This is a genomic window from Methylomonas sp. 11b (assembly GCF_000515215.1).
Lineage (GTDB): Bacteria > Pseudomonadota > Gammaproteobacteria > Methylococcales > Methylomonadaceae > Methylomonas.
Genome location: NZ_KI911557.1, coordinates 775087 through 793128, shown reverse-complemented (window position 1 = coordinate 793128; position 18042 = coordinate 775087). Strand labels below are relative to the sequence as shown.

At 52.5% G+C, this 18042-nt stretch carries 20 protein-coding genes and 1 pseudogene; 15 read left to right on the top strand and 6 right to left on the bottom strand.

The window, feature by feature from the left end; translation table 11 throughout:
- Positions 1 to 383: 383 nt before the first annotated feature.
- From METH11B_RS26140 to METH11B_RS29025, 3 genes and pseudogenes are all read left to right on the top strand, one after another.
- Complete coding sequence (locus METH11B_RS26140) at positions 384 to 737, top strand: hypothetical protein (protein ID WP_026600883.1); 354 nt, start codon at positions 384 to 386, stop codon at positions 735 to 737.
- Positions 703 to 864, top strand: coding sequence for a DUF1566 domain-containing protein (locus METH11B_RS29695; protein ID WP_231499577.1), 162 nt, complete (start codon positions 703 to 705; stop codon positions 862 to 864). Before METH11B_RS26140 ends, METH11B_RS29695 begins: the two co-directional genes overlap by 35 nt.
- Before the next feature lie 95 nt (positions 865 to 959).
- Positions 960 to 1106: pseudogene (locus tag METH11B_RS29025) on the top strand (transposase); the annotation flags it as partial.
- Positions 1107 to 1382: 276 nt separating this feature from the next.
- On the opposite strand, the gene fae reads toward METH11B_RS29025, so the two are convergent.
- Both fae and smbP read right to left on the bottom strand, forming a co-directional pair.
- Positions 1383 to 1898 (bottom strand): formaldehyde-activating enzyme, encoded by a 516-nt coding sequence (fae, locus tag METH11B_RS0103870; protein WP_026600881.1) that lies wholly within the window; start codon positions 1896 to 1898, stop codon positions 1383 to 1385.
- A 136-nt stretch (positions 1899 to 2034) separates the two neighbouring features.
- Positions 2035 to 2370 carry a small metal-binding protein SmbP gene (smbP, locus tag METH11B_RS0103865; protein ID WP_026600880.1) on the bottom strand — a complete coding sequence of 112 codons (336 nt, stop codon included), beginning with the start codon at positions 2368 to 2370 and terminating at the stop codon, positions 2035 to 2037.
- Positions 2371 to 2858: 488 nt separating this feature from the next.
- Here smbP and METH11B_RS0103860 point away from each other — a divergent pair, with 488 nt between their 5' ends.
- The 4 genes from METH11B_RS0103860 to METH11B_RS0103845 are packed head-to-tail and all read left to right on the top strand — an operon-like array spanning position 2859 to position 7323.
- Complete coding sequence (locus tag METH11B_RS0103860) at positions 2859 to 3332, top strand: (2Fe-2S)-binding protein (protein WP_026600879.1); 474 nt, start codon at positions 2859 to 2861, stop codon at positions 3330 to 3332.
- Positions 3329 to 5581 (top strand): xanthine dehydrogenase family protein molybdopterin-binding subunit, encoded by a 2253-nt coding sequence (locus METH11B_RS0103855; RefSeq protein ID WP_026600878.1) that lies wholly within the window; start codon positions 3329 to 3331, stop codon positions 5579 to 5581. The genes METH11B_RS0103860 and METH11B_RS0103855 overlap by 4 nt, the downstream gene beginning before the upstream one ends.
- A 43-nt stretch (positions 5582 to 5624) precedes the next feature.
- On the top strand, positions 5625 to 6743 hold the full coding sequence (locus METH11B_RS0103850; RefSeq protein WP_026600877.1) for an XdhC family protein: 1119 nt from the start codon (positions 5625 to 5627) through the stop codon (positions 6741 to 6743).
- Positions 6727 to 7323 (top strand): nucleotidyltransferase family protein, encoded by a 597-nt coding sequence (locus tag METH11B_RS0103845; protein WP_026600876.1) that lies wholly within the window; start codon positions 6727 to 6729, stop codon positions 7321 to 7323. Before METH11B_RS0103850 ends, METH11B_RS0103845 begins: the two co-directional genes overlap by 17 nt.
- Here METH11B_RS0103845 and METH11B_RS0103840 read toward each other — a convergent pair.
- The 4 genes from METH11B_RS0103840 to METH11B_RS0103825 form a co-directional block, all read right to left on the bottom strand.
- Positions 7306 to 7683 (bottom strand): hypothetical protein, encoded by a 378-nt coding sequence (locus tag METH11B_RS0103840; RefSeq protein ID WP_026600875.1) that lies wholly within the window; start codon positions 7681 to 7683, stop codon positions 7306 to 7308. The genes METH11B_RS0103845 and METH11B_RS0103840 overlap by 18 nt on opposite strands.
- Positions 7684 to 7830: 147 nt before the next feature.
- Positions 7831 to 9174 carry a GAF domain-containing protein gene (locus METH11B_RS0103835; RefSeq protein ID WP_026600874.1) on the bottom strand — a complete coding sequence of 448 codons (1344 nt, stop codon included), beginning with the start codon at positions 9172 to 9174 and terminating at the stop codon, positions 7831 to 7833.
- A complete protein-coding gene (locus METH11B_RS0103830) occupies positions 9171 to 9662 on the bottom strand; it encodes a hypothetical protein (RefSeq protein ID WP_026600873.1) in 492 nt (163 codons plus the stop codon). The genes METH11B_RS0103835 and METH11B_RS0103830 overlap by 4 nt, the downstream gene beginning before the upstream one ends.
- Positions 9663 to 9801: 139 nt before the next feature.
- Positions 9802 to 10233, bottom strand: a complete 432-nt coding sequence (locus METH11B_RS0103825) for a desulfoferrodoxin family protein (RefSeq protein WP_026600872.1) — start codon at positions 10231 to 10233, stop codon at positions 9802 to 9804.
- A 473-nt stretch (positions 10234 to 10706) separates the two neighbouring features.
- Between METH11B_RS0103825 and METH11B_RS0103820 the strand changes: the two genes are divergently transcribed.
- From METH11B_RS0103820 to METH11B_RS0103785, 8 genes are all read left to right on the top strand, one after another.
- Positions 10707 to 11363 carry a thiopurine S-methyltransferase gene (locus METH11B_RS0103820; protein WP_036276790.1) on the top strand — a complete coding sequence of 219 codons (657 nt, stop codon included), beginning with the start codon at positions 10707 to 10709 and terminating at the stop codon, positions 11361 to 11363.
- 552 nt (positions 11364 to 11915) lie between these two features.
- On the top strand, positions 11916 to 12155 hold the full coding sequence (gene cydP / locus METH11B_RS0103815; RefSeq protein ID WP_026600870.1) for a cytochrome oxidase putative small subunit CydP: 240 nt from the start codon (positions 11916 to 11918) through the stop codon (positions 12153 to 12155).
- Positions 12145 to 13701 carry a cytochrome ubiquinol oxidase subunit I gene (locus tag METH11B_RS0103810; RefSeq protein WP_026600869.1) on the top strand — a complete coding sequence of 519 codons (1557 nt, stop codon included), beginning with the start codon at positions 12145 to 12147 and terminating at the stop codon, positions 13699 to 13701. The genes cydP and METH11B_RS0103810 overlap by 11 nt, the downstream gene beginning before the upstream one ends.
- A 24-nt stretch (positions 13702 to 13725) precedes the next feature.
- Entirely contained in the window at positions 13726 to 14865 is a 1140-nt protein-coding gene (gene cydB / locus METH11B_RS0103805; protein WP_026600868.1) for a cytochrome d ubiquinol oxidase subunit II, read from the top strand.
- A gap of 11 nt (positions 14866 to 14876) precedes the next feature.
- Entirely contained in the window at positions 14877 to 15032 is a 156-nt protein-coding gene (gene cydX / locus METH11B_RS30035; protein ID WP_020481307.1) for a cytochrome bd-I oxidase subunit CydX, read from the top strand.
- Entirely contained in the window at positions 15029 to 15241 is a 213-nt protein-coding gene (locus METH11B_RS0103795) for a YgaP family membrane protein (RefSeq protein ID WP_026600867.1), read from the top strand. The genes cydX and METH11B_RS0103795 overlap by 4 nt, the downstream gene beginning before the upstream one ends.
- 42 nt (positions 15242 to 15283) lie before the next feature.
- Entirely contained in the window at positions 15284 to 16555 is a 1272-nt protein-coding gene (locus tag METH11B_RS0103790) for an NAD(P)/FAD-dependent oxidoreductase (RefSeq protein WP_026600866.1), read from the top strand.
- A 118-nt stretch (positions 16556 to 16673) separates the two neighbouring features.
- The gene (locus METH11B_RS0103785; protein ID WP_026600865.1) at positions 16674 to 18011 is read left to right on the top strand and encodes a TolC family protein; all 1338 of its coding nucleotides are present in this window, start codon (positions 16674 to 16676) and stop codon (positions 18009 to 18011) included.
- The last annotated feature ends 31 nt before the right edge of the window (positions 18012 to 18042 follow it).

Below are 18042 nucleotides of genomic sequence, written 5' to 3'. Positions count from 1 at the left end.
GGGTTGGGTGTTGACGGTCCACTCTTCAGATTCATCGCCGGAAAGCTGGCATTGAATTCCGATTTCTGAAAACTGCCATTCTTCACCGAGTTTACTAGCACCACAGCTGATAGTTAAGATTTAATTTGCTGTGACAGTATCGCTAGACACTTCGATACATTTCGTTGACTCTAAACTCAGGCAAACCATGTTCAACATCCATCTCCAATTGCCCACTTTGTAGTCTGGGGCAGGCAAGTCATCTGGCCTTTCACTATGATAGCCAATACCAGGAACTAATAAATACCCTCGCTAATCTAGGCTGTGAACTTAATAACTTGCGTAAAGCGCCGCATCAGCGACAGTGAACCACTAACAGCCAAACAGAAATAAGGAGCATTGCCATGATTGATCTCAAAGAAATAGCAAAAGTGGTTTTATTGGCTGTGGGTTTATTATTGGGGCATGCTGTTCAAGCGGAAAGCACTGTTAGTCCGGCCATTCCATATAGCGAGAGAGCTAAGACTGCTGCAATAAATGGGCTCGGCGACAGTGGCCCCCAAGGTGGCAAAGTCTATTATGTCGATGATATGGGTGAGCATGGCCTGGAAGCGAAAGCAGCCGATGAGATCAATTCACTAAGTTGGAGTGACGCTGTTACAGTTGCAGGCGCTTATGGCTCCGGCTGGCATTTGCCGACAAAGACTGAGTTAAAAGTCTTATATGAACACAGAAAACGTGGTGGGCGGTTTTGCTAAAGACGACTATTGGAGCGCTACGGAGCAAGACATCAACAGCGCCTGGATCCAGGGCTTCGGCAATGGCGACCAGGATCGCTACAATAAATACAGTAAGCTTAGCGTGCGTGCTGTCCGGTCTTTTTAATTTGTTAGAGCTGGCCCCGAAAAATTGAACAGCCGGTTAAGTGAAAATCCCTGCTACTTTTGAACGTCCGTAAGGACAAAACAATGGAGCAGAAGATGTCCAAAAAACCGAGAAGAAAACATTCGCCGGCCTTCAAGGCCAAAGTCGCCTTGGCCGCTTTGACGGGTGATAAAACCCTGGCGCAGTTGACCCAGGAGTTTGAGATTCATCAAAACCAGATTGTCGACTGGAAGAAACAGCTGACTGTATCGTGATAGCCGTAATTGACGACCGGACCCAGTACGATTTTGCTGGGTGTAGGCCATTGGATCTCACCCACCGACCAGCCAGACGGTAGTTGGTATTGAATTTTGGTTGGGAGACGGCTTGGCTACGCACAGTCTGATCCTTGTTATCAGTGTTTTGCCGCTTAGATAAATGCTTGCGCCAAATCGAAGAAACCCGCAAAGGCGGGTTTCAAACGGCTGTGTGTTGCTATTGCAAACATCAAAACGGCTCTGATCTGGCACACTAAAAAGTTAAACGTTATTAGTTGCGAAAGGATGTTTAGCGTCCTTTTTAGCGGCAATTACTTCTTGAGCGCTTGGAAATCCGGCGACAGCGCGAGCAATCGCTTCCTTGGTGGCTTTGTAGTTGTATTCTTCGATTTTGGCGTCGTCTTCGGCCAGCCAATGAATGAATACGCCCACGGAAATAAACAAATCGTCGGCTTCGTCGGCGGGAATGATGCCTTCTTCAACCGATTCCGCTACTGCAATGGCGACCGCGCGTTGCGCCGGTCCAAATATTTGTACCGCTTGTTTTGAGCCTTTGATAGTGACTTTGTTGAACAAGATCGTGGCCGGTTTCACCAACAAGTTAGGCGCTACCACCGCCAATAAAGTGGAAAAACCGTCTTTGTTGTTGGTCAGCGCGTTTGCAAAAGCAGTTTCCGCTGCGGAGCCGCGCGGGCCAATAATTAAATCGATATGGGCGATTTCATTGCCTTCGCCTACCAAGGATTCGCCAACCCGCAAATTGGTAATTTTTGCCATTTTAATAGTCCCTTTTTTACAAATAAATGTAAGTAATATTTTTGAAATATTGAATATCTAAAATCGGCCACTACGGTATTTATCCGGAATAGCCGATTAGCTGCGTTCTGTCCGTTTTATATTGCGTTGCGGTAGTTTAAATATTACCTGCCTTGAAGTGACCTACGGCTTCTTCGGCATGTTTGGTCGCTACTTCAGCGTGGTTTTGTTTGCCATGCGCAATGGTTTCTTCCAGTGATTTTTTACCTGCGCTAATGTGCGCTTTGGCTTCGCCAGTGGCGGCGCTTTCTGCTTTATCGACGTGAGCCAAGGCTTTTTCGGCGTGCTCCACCAATTGATCCGCATGGCCCGCTTTTCCATGAGTTACCGCATGTTCCGCGTGTTTTAGCGATTCGGCAGCATGTTCTTCAGCAAATACGCCGCTGCTGGCAATTAATAAGGCACTGGCAATCAGCGCTACAGTAGTTTTCATAATATCCCCCTGGGAAATGTTTAGTTAAAGGCACTATTTAAAACCGAGTAATACCTCAATAGTTTATTTATGATTTTTAGGTCTGAATAAACTCAGAAAGTTAGCGGTTTTAACAATACGAGATAATCCTTAATATCTGCTATATCGCCTAATTACTTACTCAATTTATATGCCAGTTTTTAACTCGTTGTTTGCAAAGAAATTTATGGATTTAACGGTGATTGATGTGTTGGTAGGTCAGCAAAAGTTGCTGATTAGATGTTGATACAGCAGCTGCTTAGCGGTTGTTGACGCGGAAGTAAGCTTGCAATAAGCGGGTTGTTTTCTTCTGGAGAGTCGATTTTCCGGATAAACATCTTGATATTCAATCGTTTATAAGGCGCACATTTGAAAGGTATCTGCCGAGCATATCCGGTGCGATTATTGCTTCACAGTGGACTGCTACGAGCGTGCTCCACATAATTACAACCAACAAATAATCGATTCTTATGAGCAAATACACAGTCAACGTCAACGGTACGCAAAAGACCGTGGATGTTAATCCGGACACGCCCTTGTTGTGGGTGCTGCGCGATCATCTCAATCTGGTTGGTACCAAATTCGGCTGCGGGATTGGGCAGTGCGGCGCCTGTACCGTGCATATCGACGGCCAGCCGACCCGGGCTTGTCTGACGCCGATTGCCAAAGTCGGCTCCAGTCAGGTCACCACCATAGAAGGCTTGCATCCCAGCGGCGAACACCCCTTGCAGAAAGTCTGGCAGGAACTGGATGTGCCGCAATGCGGTTATTGCCAGGCTGGGCAGATCATGACTGCGGCTGCGCTTTTGAAAAAAAATCCCCGTCCGACCGACGCCGAGATCGATGTCGAACTGGCCGGCAATCTCTGTCGTTGCGGGACTTATTTAAGGATACGTGCCGGCATTCACCGTGCCGCTGAACTCGCTGTCAAGGAGTCGATATGAACGAATACGAATTGGAAAATGCTAGCCGCCGCGATTTTTTGCGCAAGTCCACGCTGGCCGGCGGCGGCTTGGTGCTGGGTTTTTATCTGAATGTCGCCGATAGCGCCGCCAAGCGGGTTGCCAAGCCGTCCACCATTGCGGAAAGCAGCGTGTTTAAACCCAACGCCTTTATCCACATCGCGCCGACCGGCAAAGTGACTTTGATCAGCAAGCAGCCGGAGATAGGCCAGGGCATCAAAACCTCGCTACCGATGGTGATTGCCGAAGAGCTGGAAGTGAACTGGCTGGATGTGCAAATCGTGCAGGGCGATCTGGACCCGATTTACGGTAGCCAAAGCGCCGGCGGTTCGCGCTCCACGCCGACTAATTATCAGGAGTTTCATAAGCTAGGCGCTACGGCCAGAACCATGCTGATCCTGGCGGCCGCCGAACTCTTGCGGGTGCCTGCCGCTGAACTGGTTGCCAAGGATAGTGCAGTGCATCATCCGGCCAGCGGTAAACAGCTTAGCTACGGTCAACTGGTGGAAAAGGCGGTATCGATTCCGGTGCCTGCGCCGGAATCGGTGAAATTGAAAGACCCTAAAGACTATAAATTACTGGGTACCCGAATTGGCGGCGTAGATAATCCGGCCGTTGTCACCGGTAAGCCTTTGTTCGGCATAGATGTGCAATTGCCCGGTATGTTGTATGCGACCTATCAAAAATGTCCGGCGTTTGGCGGTAAGATCGTCAGCGCCAATCTGGACAAAATCAAATTACTCCCCGGCGTAAAACATGTCTTTGTCGTTGAGGGCGGAACCAGCTTGAAAGGCTTGTTGCCGGGTGTGGCGATCGTCGCCGATTCTACCTGGGCGGCGTTCACCGCACGCAAGCAACTGGAAGTGGTTTGGGACGAAGGACCTGCATCCGCGCAAAGCTGGGCTGGCTTTAGTGCCAAAGCCAAGGAGTTATCAGAACAGGCCGGCAGCGAAGTGTTGCGTAACGACGGCAACGCGAAGCAAGCTTTAGAGGATGCGGACAAAACCGTTGAAGCGGCCTACGTCTATCCTTTCATTTCTCACGCCAGTATCGAGCCGCAAAATTGCACGGCCTGGTTCAAGGACGGCGGCATCGAGATTTGGGCACCCACTCAAAACCCAGAAACCGGGCAGAAGATCGTTACCGAAACCTTGGGGATTCCCAAGGAGAAAATCATCCTGCATATTACCCGCAGTGGTGGCGGTTTCGGTCGACGTCTGATCCCGGATTACATCATCGAATCGGCGGCAATCGCCAAGCAAATCGGCGTACCGGTCAAACTAACCTGGACCCGCGAAGACGATTTGCAACATGACCAATTCCGCGCCGGCGGCTTTCACTTTCTAAAAGGCGGCCTGGACGACAAAGGCAAGCTAATCGCCTGGCATAACCATTTCGTCACCTTTGCCCATAAAGTGTTCAAGGATGGCAAGGAAACCCTGGAACTGGGCAGTGGCGCCAATCTGTCTGGCGACGAATTTCCTGGCCGGTGGGTGGAAAACTGCCTGTTGGAGCAAACGCCGCTAGAGTGCAATATTCCGATGGGGCCATGGCGCGCGCCACGCAGTAATGTGTTCGCGTGGGTATTTCATAGTTTTATCGACGAACTGGCGCATGCCGCCGGTCGCGATTCGCTAGAGTTTCGATTAGAAATCTTGGGCGATAAAGGCTTTATTCCTGGCACCGGCCAGCAAGGTATCCCTTACGATGTCAACCGGATGAAGCATGTGTTGCAGCACGTCGCGGAAAAGGCCGAATGGGGCAAAAAAACTCTCCCACGTGGCCAAGGGCAGGGCATCGCTTTTCATTTTAGCCATCTGGGTTACATTGCCCAAGTCGCCGAAGTCACGGTATCCAAAGACGGCAAGCTTAAAGTCGATAGAGTCGTGGTCGTCACCGACATCGGCGCGCAAATCGTCAATCTTAGCGGCGCGGAAAATCAGGTGCAGGGTTCGGTGGTCGATGGTCTGGGGGCCTTGATGTTCCAGGAATTGAACATCGAAAAAGGCCGCATCGTCCAGAGCAACTTTGGGGATTATCCGATGATCCGCATTGCCGATGCGCCAACCCAGGTGGATGTGCATTTTCTGAAAACCGAATATCCGGTCACCGGCCTAGGCGAACCGGCGCTGCCGCCATTGGCGCCGGCTGTGTGCAATGCGATCTTCGCCGCCACCGGTGTGCGGGTTCGGCAATTGCCCTTGCTGCGCACCGATTTGAGCTGGAGTTGATATGGCTAGTACAATCGTCGGCATACCCGCAAGCGAGTAAGCCATGGCCAATCACATCAATCATCTGCAAGAAGCCTATCGGCGACTGCAACGCGACCAGGAAGACAGCGTGCTGGCGACCATTATCGAAACCTTTGGCTCGACATATCAAAAGGCCGGCGCGCGGATGCTGATTACCCAGACCGGCGAGTTGGTCGGTTTGCTGGGCGGCGGATGCTTTGAAAGGGATCTGGTGGAGCAGGCCGCTTCGGTGTTTGCAACCGGCGAAGCCAAAACGCTGTTTTACGACATGCGTTCCGGGGAAGACGCAATCTGGGGTTTGGGTCTCGGTTGTAACGGCGCGGTTAGGGTGTTGCTGCAATTATTAACAGCCGAGCAGGATTTTAGTCCTTTGAGTCAGTTGGTCGAAGCCGCCGAAGTCCAAGCTCATGGGGTATTGGTGACAGTGTTCGATTCCGGGCACTCGGATTTTCCGGCCGGCCGCAGCCAGTTCCTGCCGGCCGCCATCGTCGGCGAGCAACCGATCTTGCCCAGCGCGCCGTTTCCCTTTGCCACAGCGGCACTGCAAACGGCCTTGCAACAAAAACCGCGTATCGAAACCCATCTGCTTGACGGCCAGGAGATCAAAGCCTTTTACGACCCAGTGCAGCCGCCTTGGCAGTTGCTGATATTCGGCGCCGGTGCCGACGCGATACCGCTGCTGAACTGCGCCAAATCCGTAGGGTGGCGAGTGACCTTGGTCGACCACCGTCCCGCGCACATCAAACCCGAGCGTTTTCCGTTGGCTGATCAATTATTGCATCTGACCCCTGAACAGGTGGCGGAGCAGCTGGATTTAAATCGCTTCAATGCCATCATGATGATGACCCACAACATTGAATACGACCAACGCTACTTGCAAGCCATCGTCCATTGCCGGGTACCGTTTATCGGTTTGCTGGGGCCGGCGCATCGCAAGCAACGGTTACTGCAAAGCTTGGGCGAGGATGCCGCGCTAATCAACGAGCGGGTATTCGGCCCGGTGGGATTGGACATCGGCGCGCAAACCCCGGAAGAGATCGCGCTGTCTATTGTGGCCGGCATCCATGCGCAGCTCAACGGCCGTAGCGGCTTGCAACTAGGCAATGAAGTCGTCTCCAGCAAGCATGAATGCAGCCATTGATCATGTCTATGCGGTGATCCTGGCGGCGGGCGCTTCCAGCCGAATGGGTAGCCCCAAGCAATTACTGATCTGGCAAGACCGTCCATTACTGGCGCATGCGCTTGCCAACGCGCAATCCGTTTTGGCCGAGCGGATCGTCGTGGTGTTGGGCGCAAATGCCGAGGCGATAACCACCGCTATCGATCTGAACGGCGTCAGTGTGGTACTGAATCCGGACTGGGCGGACGGCATGGCCGGTTCGATTCGAGCAGGTATCGAAGCCTTGCCGGCCACGGCCGGCGCGGTGTTATTGATGCTGTGCGATCAACCCCTGATTAACGCCGCGCATCTGCAAAACCTGCTGCGGGCTTGGCAGCAGGCGACGGAAAGTATTGTGGCGAGTCAGTACGCGGAGTCGTTTGGCGTGCCGGCCGTGTTTCCGGCCGAATTTTTTCAACAGCTCGCAAGCTTGACTGGCGATCGCGGGGCCAAGTCGCTATTGGCTAAGCTCGATAGCCACTTGGTAAAAATCCCGTTGCCGGAAGCGGAACTGGACATCGATAACAGCGAGGATTACTCGTACTTAAACCTGATCCGATAGCGGTGTTCTAAATACATTGAACAGCAAGGCCAGAAATCCCAAAGCAACCACGCTGGAACCGATGCCGGCCAGCGGTTCGCCTACGGCCGGGTTGCCATCGTACAACAATGCTATCCCGACGATGGTGACAGGCAAGCCGAGGTTATGCAGCCAGAAATGCGCTTTGGCTAGAACATGGTTGCCCAGGGCCGGGAAGACTTGGTAGATCAGTCCCGATAGTGCCAAGGACACCCAGCCCAGCAGATTGGCGTGCGCGTGAGTGTCGCGTTGTAGAAAAGAATGGCTGGCAGCCATGTAAATGCCGATGCCTATACCAATGATCGCGTAAACCACGGCGATGCGGATAAAGTTGATTGCCATAAAATTATTATCTGTGAAATTGAAAACGGCGCCAGTTTAGCTAGAAAACCGACCGAACACTGTTAAGAAAACCGGCATGAAATCTTAAAAAATCACTAATTCGCTAATGCCGGGGTAGCTATGTTACGGCGGCTGGGCGTAAAGCAATTAACTGGCTTCATCCAAGGACAAGCGATTATCCACCTGGAGGCAGAACTGTCCGCGACCGGTCTTTTTCAGGCGAATACCGCATTGGCGTTCATCCAATCGGCGTTTTAACAAGACCAGGCGGGTCTCCAGATTATCCGCGATCTCAGGCAAGCCCAACTCAGCTTGTAAACGCAACTCCCGGTTGCTGAATTGGCTGCGGCCGGTTTCTTGATGGCACCGCAGCAAGTGCCACAGAATCGCGCCGGCCACGCCTTTGATCAGATATGAATCGTCCACAAACACGCTGTGATCGCGCGGAAAATGGCGAACTTGCAATAGCGAATCTTGCGGCACCGTAGGCGGCGGCGAGTCGATAGCCACGTCCGCATCAAGGCATGACTCTGCGCCCGCGAGAACTTGCATCGACGCGGCCAAATGGTCGGCCAGTACTGTCAGCGCATCTTCCTCGTCATAGCCAAAAGCCAGGTCTTCAGGGCTTTCGACATAAATTACCCCCAACAGCCGTTGAGCCAAAAGCAATGGAATCGCCATTTGGCTGCGACTTTCAGCGATGCCCGGCATCGGGATGGCCGTTTCCAACTGGCCGGTTAGGCCGATACGCTCCATTTGTTCGCGCACTGCCTTGCCGTAGCCGTATTCCTGAGTCATGTGGGCGATCCGGATCGCGGTGCGCTCGCGAGCGGCAATGCCGATCACGCCGTGGCCCAGCGCAATTTCCGAACCTATCCCGGCGACGTCGTAACCGCTGCTGGCGACGGTATACAGACAGGCGCGGGTTTCGTCGTGCAGCAATAGCATGACGTGAGCGATCCCGAAATCCTCGGTCAGCGTGTTTAGCGTCGCGCCGAGCAGGCTGTCCAGATCGACACAGCGATTGAGTTGCGCGGTCGCTCGGCGTAAGAACGGCAGCAGCTTGGGCCTGGGCGGTGCCGGTAGCGGCGTCGGCCCAACCAGCAGTTCTATGTTCAGTACCTGATAAACATCCGCGCCCAGTAAGCGAAACACCTCGGTCATCCCGGTGTGTGCGGCGATACCCGATAGCTTCGCGCGCATGACTTCGAACAAGGGGCCGGCTGTTTCGGTGCGTAAATACCGGATTGCCAGCCGGTAACTGGTGGCCGTGAATGGATCGGTCACGCACAAGCTGGCATGGGGATTTGCCAGGATGTTGGCGCGGGTTTTATTAAAAAATTGAAAAGTCAGCGCCAGATGCGTGGCATCGACATATTGCACTTGAGACAAATATGCCACGTTGGGGGTGCCGTCAGTCGCGCAAGTGGCCAGCGCCGCCGGTATCGCGCCTTCAAAACAAGGGCGTAATGTTTCTAGCGTCGGGCTCATGAAACGGGTCGACTCAGGCGGCTGCCGGCTAACGGGCCAGGCGTTTGTTCGTAAATGTCGTGGGGCGTGATGATTAAGGACACGCAATCCGCGGCATATCGATAATTGGCGCTGAACTCGGCGCTATAACCCAGACAGGCTATTGCGGCGGCAAAGCCGTGTTGGCAGGCGGATAGCGTTTCTTGTTCCGCGGCGGTCAAAGGTCTGATGTCGGTAATTAAACCTTTAATTTGGATCGCTTGTTCGGTGGACGGTAAACAAAATACCGCCGCGATCCGCGAGCCAATTTGCAACGTATCAAGTAAAGCCTTGGACCTAGGCTGCGACACGAAAACGCATAATTGCCGGCCTTCATCCAAAACCCGGCAGCCTAATCCGCGAGTCAGCAAGGGGCGATTGCTCGGGCTGGCGCCGGCTACATCGATGGCTACCGGCGCGTGCAGGAAATCGGCGATAGGGTTGAGGTTGATGGCCTGATCGGGGCGCATGGTTTTTTGAAGGCGATTAAATTAGCGGATATTTAATCGTCCCAATTTGCAGATGACAACCGCTTAGTGAATAGGATAGGCAAATAGTGCTATCAGCCGGAAATTCGCGATAACTTCCCTGTCATCGCTGGTGAACTTTTTAGACTTCGGCGCTGCTCAACCAAAGATCGTGCTTGTTGCACTGGCTTAATGCGTAGACCGTGCCTGAGTATCCCGCCAGACTGAATTCGGAAATGGCTGCCGGATCTTTGCTGGGATCAAACATCCGCTCGTTCAGGAATTTGTAGTCTTTATCCAGCAGTACATGTTTGATAATGTAATGTTCATAGCCTTTCATTTCGTGCGGCGTCGTGATTTTGACGGTGGCTTTGCCGTCGGCTTTAACGACTTCAATTACCGGCAGGTGCGTCGCGGCTTTGCCGGCCCAGCGGCCTTGCGCATCCTTGGTGTAAAACACATCGCCCGGCGGTGTAGGTTGTTTACCGGCTTCCGCGGCTTGGGCCAGGCTTGGCGCAATGGCGCTAATCGCCGCACCGGCGGCACTCAATCGAATAAAATCGCGACGTTCCATAAAAATTCCTTGTGATGGGTTAAAAATTGTCTACTGCTGAGTTAAGCCGGCATGACTTGCTCGGCAGCGTGTGCTGAACCGGTTTTTCTTATCCTGCCAATGCAGAAGAAACGTTCGCAACGGCTCCGGTTCGCCTGACCGCGCGACGCATCGAAATGTATCACGATTTGTTAGATCTACGTCCATGGGTTCTTGCGTCGGCTTATAGTTATTAAGGGCGAGTTAATAACGTCCACGAATAAATCCGAATGGCTGGCGACCAAGGTATTGGCGGGTCAAGGTGGCTTTTTAACCGGTGAAACGCTATACGAAACTCAGTATCGACAAGCAGCGCCAGCGGACATGAAGGGCTGATTGCTATCAGCTTCGCCATTGCCGAAAAATACGCTTTTTCGCTACTAATAATGCCGAGCAGCAAACCGGCAAGTCAAATAGAATGGCTGTTCGTGCAAAATCAAATGAGAGGGCAGGCTATGGATCATGATTTCTGGCATCAGCGTTGGCAGCAGAACCAAATTGGTTTTCATAAGCATGAGTTCAACCCCATTCTTCAAACGCATTGGCCGCGCTTGTCTATCCCAGATAAAGCGCGGGTGTTTGTGCCTCTGTGCGGTAAGAGTAAAGATTTGCTCTGGCTATTGGCCATGGGTTATCAGGTGGTGGGTGTGGAATTAAGCCCGCTGGCTGTCGAGTCGTTTTTCGCCGATAACAATTTGCAGCCGACCGTGCGGCGCCAAGGCGATTTTTGGGTCAGCGAGGTGGACGGCTTGCAGATTTTCTGCGGAGATTTTTTTGCATTGCAAACTGCCGACGTCGGCGAGTTTGACGCGGTGTACGATAGGGCGGCGCTGGTGGCCTTGCCGCCGGATATGCGCATCGATTACGTCATGAAACTGTCCTCTCTCTTGCCGACCAACGTGCAAATGTTGCTGATAGCGTTCGATTATCCCCAGCACGAAATGCCTGGGCCGCCGTTTAGCGTACAAGCCGATGAAGTTGAGCGTTTATACAGCCACTGGTGTGAAGTCGAATTGCTGACCAGCGACGATGCTTTAGCGACCGAGCTGCACTTTAAGGAGCGTGGCTTAACTAAAATGGTGGAGCAAACCTATAAACTTTTGGTTCGGTAATAGAAGAATTACCTAATTGCCAGTCGCATATTATCAACCCGGCCCTTAAGTACCCTTTGCCCTGTCGAAGGGCACACCCGCTAGGGCTTCGATGAGCTCAGCCCGAACGGGATACCAGTGACAAATAGGGCCGGCTTGATAACCGCTAAATTTCCTGGATTCGTCGTTCCCGCGACGGCCTGAATCCCTTTAAACCCGGCAGACTCCGGCGCACCTGGGGGCGGCGGCATTTAGGGAGTCGGGTTAAATAAGCGGGAGGCTGTTGCAGAATCGGCGCGCCACGTTTCATTTTCGTTTCAATTTCCTAAATAGTGTTTCAATGTTTCATTGTGAAACATCTTTTTGCGCCTGTCGATAGTGATCGGCTCTTATCTACCTTGATTAATGGGAGAAATTACGCTTGGCACGCAAATTGATATAAAAATATTATTGATTAATTATATTTGTGAGCCGCGTATGTTTTTCGGTCAATTCTCAGAAACTGATACCTCGAGCGCTGGAATGACGACTCCTGTGAATTTAAGGGGCCGGCCAATAAATCAGGAGGCGGCTATGAAAGATACCGCCCATTCGGCTTTACCGAAATCCAGCTTGCTGCGCTGGGAAATAGCCGTAGCACTGCTGATAAAAGTCATCCTGCTCACCGGCCTGTGGTTTCTGATCTTCCGCTGGCAAGAGCGCCCCACTGTTAAACCGGACATCGCCGCACACTTTGCTTTGCCCGCCGCACCGGTCCAAAGCAATCCCGATTTTTCCTCACAACCCACCCAGGAGTCTCGCCATGTTCGGTGACGATATAGTCATGCTGTCACGCATGCAGTTCGGGCTAACCGCGCTGTATCACTTTCTATTTGTGCCCTTGACCCTGGGCATGACCTTTATCCTCGGCATCATGGAGTCGGTCTACGTAATGACCGGCAAAGAGGTGTACAAGGACATGGTCAAATTCTGGGGCAAGTTGTTTGGGATCAACTTTGCCATGGGCGTCACCACCGGTTTGACGCTAGAGTTTCAGTTCGGCACCAACTGGGCTTACTACTCGCATTACGTCGGTGACATCTTCGGTCCAATACTGGCGGCGGAAGGCTGGATGGCATTCTTTTTGGAATCGACCTTTGTGGGTTTGTTCTTTTTCGGTTGGGATAGACTCAGCAAGGTCCAGCACCTTACGGTTACTTGGCTACTAGCGGTTGGGACCAGCCTATCAGCCTTATGGATTCTGATTGCCAATGGCTGGATGCAATATCCGGTCGGGGCTGAGTTTAACTACGAAACCCTGCGCATGGAGATGACCAGCTTTGCTGACGTGTTCTTCAATCCGGTGGCGCAGGTTAAATTCGTACATACCGTCGCGGCGGGTTATGTCACCGGCTCGATGTTCGTGCTGGGGATCAGTTCCTGGTACTTGCTCAACAAGCGCGACATCGGCTTCGCTAGACGTTCGTTTTCCATTGCGTCGGCTTTTGGTTTGGCCTCCATCTTATCGGTCATCGTTTTGGGCGACGAAAGCGGTTACACCTCCGGCGAAACTCAAAAGATGAAGCTGGCTGCGATTGAAGCGGAATGGGATACCCACCCGGCCCCTGCGGGTTTTACCGTGTTTGGTTTACCCGATCAGGACAATCAGAAAACCGACATGGCGCTCAAAATTCCCTACGTGTTGGGCCTGATTGCCACCCGCTCCATCGACGAAGACGTTAAAGGTCTTAAAGATTTGCGCGAGGACAGTGTGGTGCGTATCCACAGCGGCATGGTGGCTTACGACAATCTGCAAAAACTACGCGCCGGCGATAACAGCCCTAGTGTCAAACAGCATTTTGCTGATCACAAGGCCGACCTGGGTTATGGCTTATTACTGAAAAAATACACCGACAAGGTCATTGACGCCGACGCCGCCACCATCCAAAAAGCCGCCAACGACACGATTCCCAAAGTCGCGCCGTTGTTCTGGACCTTCCGCATCATGGTGGCTTGCGGCTTTATTATGCTGTTCATCTTTGCGATGACGTTTTACTACTGCGCCACTCGAGTAGCCGATCAAAAACGCTGGCTGTTGCGCATGGCGGTCTGGTGCATCCCTTTGCCCTGGATAGCCGCCGAGACCGGTTGGTTTGTTGCCGAAGTCGGTCGCCAACCCTGGACTATCTCCGGCGTATTGCCTACCCATATGAGCGTCTCCAGCCTCAGCGCCGGGCAACTGTGGTTCAGTATCGGCGGCTTTGCCGTGTTCTACACCATATTGCTGATTATCGAGATGTACCTGATGTTGAAGTACGTCCGCCTCGGGCCCAGCAGTTTGCATACCGGGCGGTATTGTCTCGAACAGCAACCCGCCTAAACCATTCGTCAACAGGAGTTCGTTATGTTTGATTATGAAACTATCCGCCTGATCTGGTGGGTTTTTATCGGTGTCGTCGGCATTGCATTCGCATTGACCGAAGGCTTTGATTTCGGGGTTGGCACTTTGCTGCCGTTTATCGGTAAAACCGACGTGGAGCGCCGGGTGATTATCAACACCGTCGGCGCCACCTGGGAAGGTAATCAGGTTTGGCTAGTATTGTTGGGCGGCGCGATATTCGCGATTTGGCCGGCCGTGTATGCCACGCTGTTTTCCGGGCTGTATGCGGCGATGCTGTTGGTGTTGTTTTCCTTGTTCTTTCGTCCGGCCGCTTTTGATTACCGCAGCAAGATCGAAGACCCGCGCTGGCGCAACAGTTGGGACTGGAGTCTGTTCATCGGCAGCACCTTGCCGCCGATTCTGCTCGGTGTATTGGTGGGCAATTTGATTCTGGGCCTGCCGTTTCATTTCGACCAAGATCTGCGCGCGTTTTACGACGGTTCGTTCTGGGCGCTGTTGAGTCCGTTTGCCTTACTGTGTGGCGTGACGGGGCTGTTGCTAACGACCTTTCACGGCGCATTGTTTCTGAAATGGCGCAGTGAGGGTGTCATTCACGACCGCGCCGTGAACACGGTCAAATCCTTGGGGCCGATGTTATTGCTCGCGTTAACAGCAGTAACACTTTGGGTCTTTGTTGGTATTGATCGCCCGGAAATTACCCAGATGGCGGCTACTGATGCGCCTTCCAACCCGCTGCATAAAACCGTGATTGCTCATGGCGCAAGCTGGTTGCAGCATTTCATGACTTATCCCTGGATGTGGCTGGCGCCGCTGATTGCTTTTGTCGGTATCGCGCTCGCTTGGTTGTTAGGCAAGGGCGAGTCCAGGATGGGGGCATTCGTATTCAGTAGCCTGGGCATCACCGGTGTGGCGCTGACGGTCGGTTTTGGTTTGTTTCCCTTCCTGCTGATCTCGTCTACCGCGCCCGGTTCCAGTCTGACTGTGTGGGACGGTACCTCCAGTCATAACACCTTATTGCTGGGGTTTTGGATCACCATCATTTTTCTGCCTATCGTCCTGCTCTACACCCGTTTTGTGTATCGGGTGATGTGGGGCAGCGTCACCGAAGCAGCTGTTCTTAAAGACAGTCACACACTTTATTAAGGAGACACATCATGTGGTATTTCGCTTGGATACTTGGCGTCGGTTTCGCGGCGTCCTTCGCCATCATCAACGCCATGTGGCTGGAATCGGTGTGCGATATCGATCATCACGGCATCGATCAATCGTGCGAGAGCTTGGCGCAACGCAGCAAAGAGAGGCTGTCATGACCGCGGAACGCATTGTTCGTATCGTCGCCGGCTTATTTGTCTTGCTATCGCTGAGTCTGGGCGTTGAAGGCAGCCCACTATTTCAGTCAAGCAATTGGCTTTGGTTTACCGCATTTGTCGGGGCCAATTTGTTTCAAAGCGGTTTTACCCGATTCTGCCCGCTGGAAATGATTCTTAAAAAATTGGGCATTAAAGAAAACTGCCAATAACCGCGGCAAAAAAATAATTATCTTTCAATTAGGAGTAGTCTCATGGCAAAAATTGTAATCGTAGGCGCGGGCATTGGCGGTATCCCGATGGCATTGGAAATGAAAGAAAACGCTCGGAAAGAAGATGAGGTAGTAGTGATCGCCGATACCCCGACCTTTCACTTCGTGCCTTCAAATCCTTGGGTGGCGGTCAACTGGCGCAAGCCGGAAGATATCAAGGTCGAATTGGCACCCATGTTCAAGAAAAAGAAGATCGGTTTCATTCAACAAAAAGTCACCCGTTTTCATCCGGAAAACAATCAAGTGGAATTGGCCGATGGCTCGCAAGTCGATTACGATTTTTTAGTGATCGCCACCGGCCCGAAACTGGCCTTTGACGAGGTGCCGGGTTTGGGGCCCAACGGCCATACCCAATCGGTGTGCCACGTCGATCATGCCGGAGAATCCGGTGAATTTTGGGATAAGTTTGTCGAAGATCCGGGTCCGATTATCGTCGGTGCCGCCCAAGGGGCGTCTTGCTTTGGCCCTGCCTATGAATACATGTTTATCGCCGAAACCGACCTGCGGCAACGTAAAATCCGCGATAAGGTGAAAATGACTTATGTCACCTCGGAACCCTACATCGGCCATTTGGGCTTGGGCGGCGTGGGCGATACCAAAGGGATGCTGGAAGCCGAGATGCGGAACAAACATATCAATTGGATTTGCAATGCCAAAATCGACAAGATCGAAGCCGGCATGATGTATGTCACCGAAGTGGATGAAAACGGTCAGGAGAAAAAGAAACACGAGTTACCGTTCAAACACAGTATGATTCTGCCGGCGTTCAAAGGCGTTGATGCGCTACTAGGCATCGACAAACTGGTGAATCCGCGCGGTTTTGTGATTGTTGACGAGAATCAACGCAACCCCACCTTCAAAAATATATATTCCATTGGCGTTTGCATTGCCATTCCACCGCTGGAGCAAACCCCGGTACCAACTGGCACGCCTAAGACTGGTTATATGATCGAGTCGATGGTTACTGCTACGGCTCATAACATACGGGCAGAACTGGATGGCAAGCAGCCTAAAGAAAAAGGCACCTGGAATGCACTATGTCTGGCGGACTTTGGCGATTCGGGCGTCGCTTTCCTGGCCATGCCGCAAATTCCGCCACGTAACGTGCAGTGGGCGTCCAGCGGTAAATGGGTGCATTTGGCTAAAATTGGTTATGAAAAATACTTCATGCGTAAAGTTCGCAAGGGTATTAGCGAGCCTTACTATGAAAAACTGACCTTAAAAATGTTTGGCATTATGCGTCTGAAAGGCTGACACTGGTTTATGCCGTGCTGGTATGGAATGACGAACGCGACTGTGCCGTCTACCAAAGGAACTAAGCGTCTAAGCTTCCATACCACCCTATTTGCCCTAACTGAATGCAGATTACTCAATGACACATCGATATTTTCGGCAGCTTGCCTTCGCACTGATGTTGGTTATGGATACGGCCTTCGCCGATGCGGAGCCCAGTCAATTCAGCTTGGAGCAAGCCATTGACACCGCGCTGGCGAACAATCCCGAGCTGGGCATCATGCAAGCGCGTATTGAACAGGCCAATGCGCAATTGGGTGAGTCTTTGGCCAGTTTTTACCCGCAGATTAAAGCCAGCTTGTCTTATCAACACAGCGACAATCCGGCCCAGGCATTTGCGATGATCATTGCCCAGCGTCGGCTCAGCTTTGTCGGTAACGACTTCAATCATCCCGGCGGGGTTGATAACTATCGGCCGCAAGTGACAGCGACGTACTCGTTGTTTCGCGGTGGTCAGGATTATTACCGCAAGCAGGCTGCGGAACTGGGTATCGAAACCTCTGAACTGGAAAAGGCCGCGACCCGCAACCAGTTGGTCAATAACGTCACAGCGGCTTACTACGGCGAGTTGGCGGCGATGGAAGCGCACGAGATTAGTCAGCGCTCCATCACAGCAGTGCAAAGCGAGCTGGATCAGTCGCGGATTCGCTTCGATGCCGGCACCGTATTGAAGTCCGACGTACTGTCCTTGGAAGTGCAGTTGGCCGAAGCCAAGGATGCGGAAATCCAAGCCGCCAATGCTATTGAGTTGGCGCAGAGTATGTTGAAAACCTTGCTGGGTTTGCCCGCTAACGAAACCTTTGTCATTAATTCAACTCAACAAGTCGCGTTACCCGCCAGTCCGGCGGTTTTCGACGAATTACTCAATCAGGCGCTGAGCAGTCATCCTGAATTGCAAGCTGCCCAGAAGCGTGTGGCGATGGCCGAACGTCAGCTTGATGTCGCGCAAGCCGCCCACTTACCTCGCGCCGACGCCTTTGTCAGCTATGGTTCTGACAGCAAAGATCTGGCCTTCAGCAGTAATCGCGATAATGTCACGGCTGGCGTGATGGTGGAAGTGGATGTGTTTTCCGGCTTTGCGACGCAGGAAAAAATCAAGAAAGCCGAGCACGAATTGACCGCCGCCCAAGAGGCTGCCAGGCAGACCCGCTTACGTATCGAACATCAGCTCAAATCGGCGCAAGTCAAATTGCAAGACGCTCTGAGTAGAGCGGAAGTTAGCGCCGTAGCGGTTAAAGCTGCAGAAGAAGCCTTGCGATTAGTCAATGAACAGCGCCAAGCCGGCGTGGTGACGGTGACCCGCTATATCGAAGCCGAAGTGGCGCGCGACAAGGCGTATACCCGACAAATCACCGCACGTTTCGATGCCTTGCGGGCCGAAGCAGAACTCAAACAAGCCACCGGTTACTGGCAATAAAGGAGTCATGATGACCGAACATTTTTCTGAA

Coding starts and splice junctions, on each gene's coding strand:
- METH11B_RS26140 (WP_026600883.1), top strand. CDS start 384: ATGATTGATCTCAAAGAAATAGCAAAAGTGGTTTTATTGGCTGTGGGT.
- METH11B_RS29695 (WP_231499577.1), top strand. CDS start 703: ATGAACACAGAAAACGTGGTGGGCGGTTTTGCTAAAGACGACTATTGG.
- fae (WP_026600881.1), bottom strand. CDS start 1,898: ATGGCAAAAATTACCAATTTGCGGGTTGGCGAATCCTTGGTAGGCGAA.
- smbP (WP_026600880.1), bottom strand. CDS start 2,370: ATGAAAACTACTGTAGCGCTGATTGCCAGTGCCTTATTAATTGCCAGC.
- METH11B_RS0103860 (WP_026600879.1), top strand. CDS start 2,859: ATGAGCAAATACACAGTCAACGTCAACGGTACGCAAAAGACCGTGGAT.
- METH11B_RS0103855 (WP_026600878.1), top strand. CDS start 3,329: ATGAACGAATACGAATTGGAAAATGCTAGCCGCCGCGATTTTTTGCGC.
- METH11B_RS0103850 (WP_026600877.1), top strand. CDS start 5,625: ATGGCCAATCACATCAATCATCTGCAAGAAGCCTATCGGCGACTGCAA.
- METH11B_RS0103845 (WP_026600876.1), top strand. CDS start 6,727: ATGAATGCAGCCATTGATCATGTCTATGCGGTGATCCTGGCGGCGGGC.
- METH11B_RS0103840 (WP_026600875.1), bottom strand. CDS start 7,683: ATGGCAATCAACTTTATCCGCATCGCCGTGGTTTACGCGATCATTGGT.
- METH11B_RS0103835 (WP_026600874.1), bottom strand. CDS start 9,174: ATGAGCCCGACGCTAGAAACATTACGCCCTTGTTTTGAAGGCGCGATA.
- METH11B_RS0103830 (WP_026600873.1), bottom strand. CDS start 9,662: ATGCGCCCCGATCAGGCCATCAACCTCAACCCTATCGCCGATTTCCTG.
- METH11B_RS0103825 (WP_026600872.1), bottom strand. CDS start 10,233: ATGGAACGTCGCGATTTTATTCGATTGAGTGCCGCCGGTGCGGCGATT.
- METH11B_RS0103820 (WP_036276790.1), top strand. CDS start 10,707: ATGGATCATGATTTCTGGCATCAGCGTTGGCAGCAGAACCAAATTGGT.
- cydP (WP_026600870.1), top strand. CDS start 11,916: ATGAAAGATACCGCCCATTCGGCTTTACCGAAATCCAGCTTGCTGCGC.
- METH11B_RS0103810 (WP_026600869.1), top strand. CDS start 12,145: ATGTTCGGTGACGATATAGTCATGCTGTCACGCATGCAGTTCGGGCTA.
- cydB (WP_026600868.1), top strand. CDS start 13,726: ATGTTTGATTATGAAACTATCCGCCTGATCTGGTGGGTTTTTATCGGT.
- cydX (WP_020481307.1), top strand. CDS start 14,877: ATGTGGTATTTCGCTTGGATACTTGGCGTCGGTTTCGCGGCGTCCTTC.
- METH11B_RS0103795 (WP_026600867.1), top strand. CDS start 15,029: ATGACCGCGGAACGCATTGTTCGTATCGTCGCCGGCTTATTTGTCTTG.
- METH11B_RS0103790 (WP_026600866.1), top strand. CDS start 15,284: ATGGCAAAAATTGTAATCGTAGGCGCGGGCATTGGCGGTATCCCGATG.
- METH11B_RS0103785 (WP_026600865.1), top strand. CDS start 16,674: ATGACACATCGATATTTTCGGCAGCTTGCCTTCGCACTGATGTTGGTT.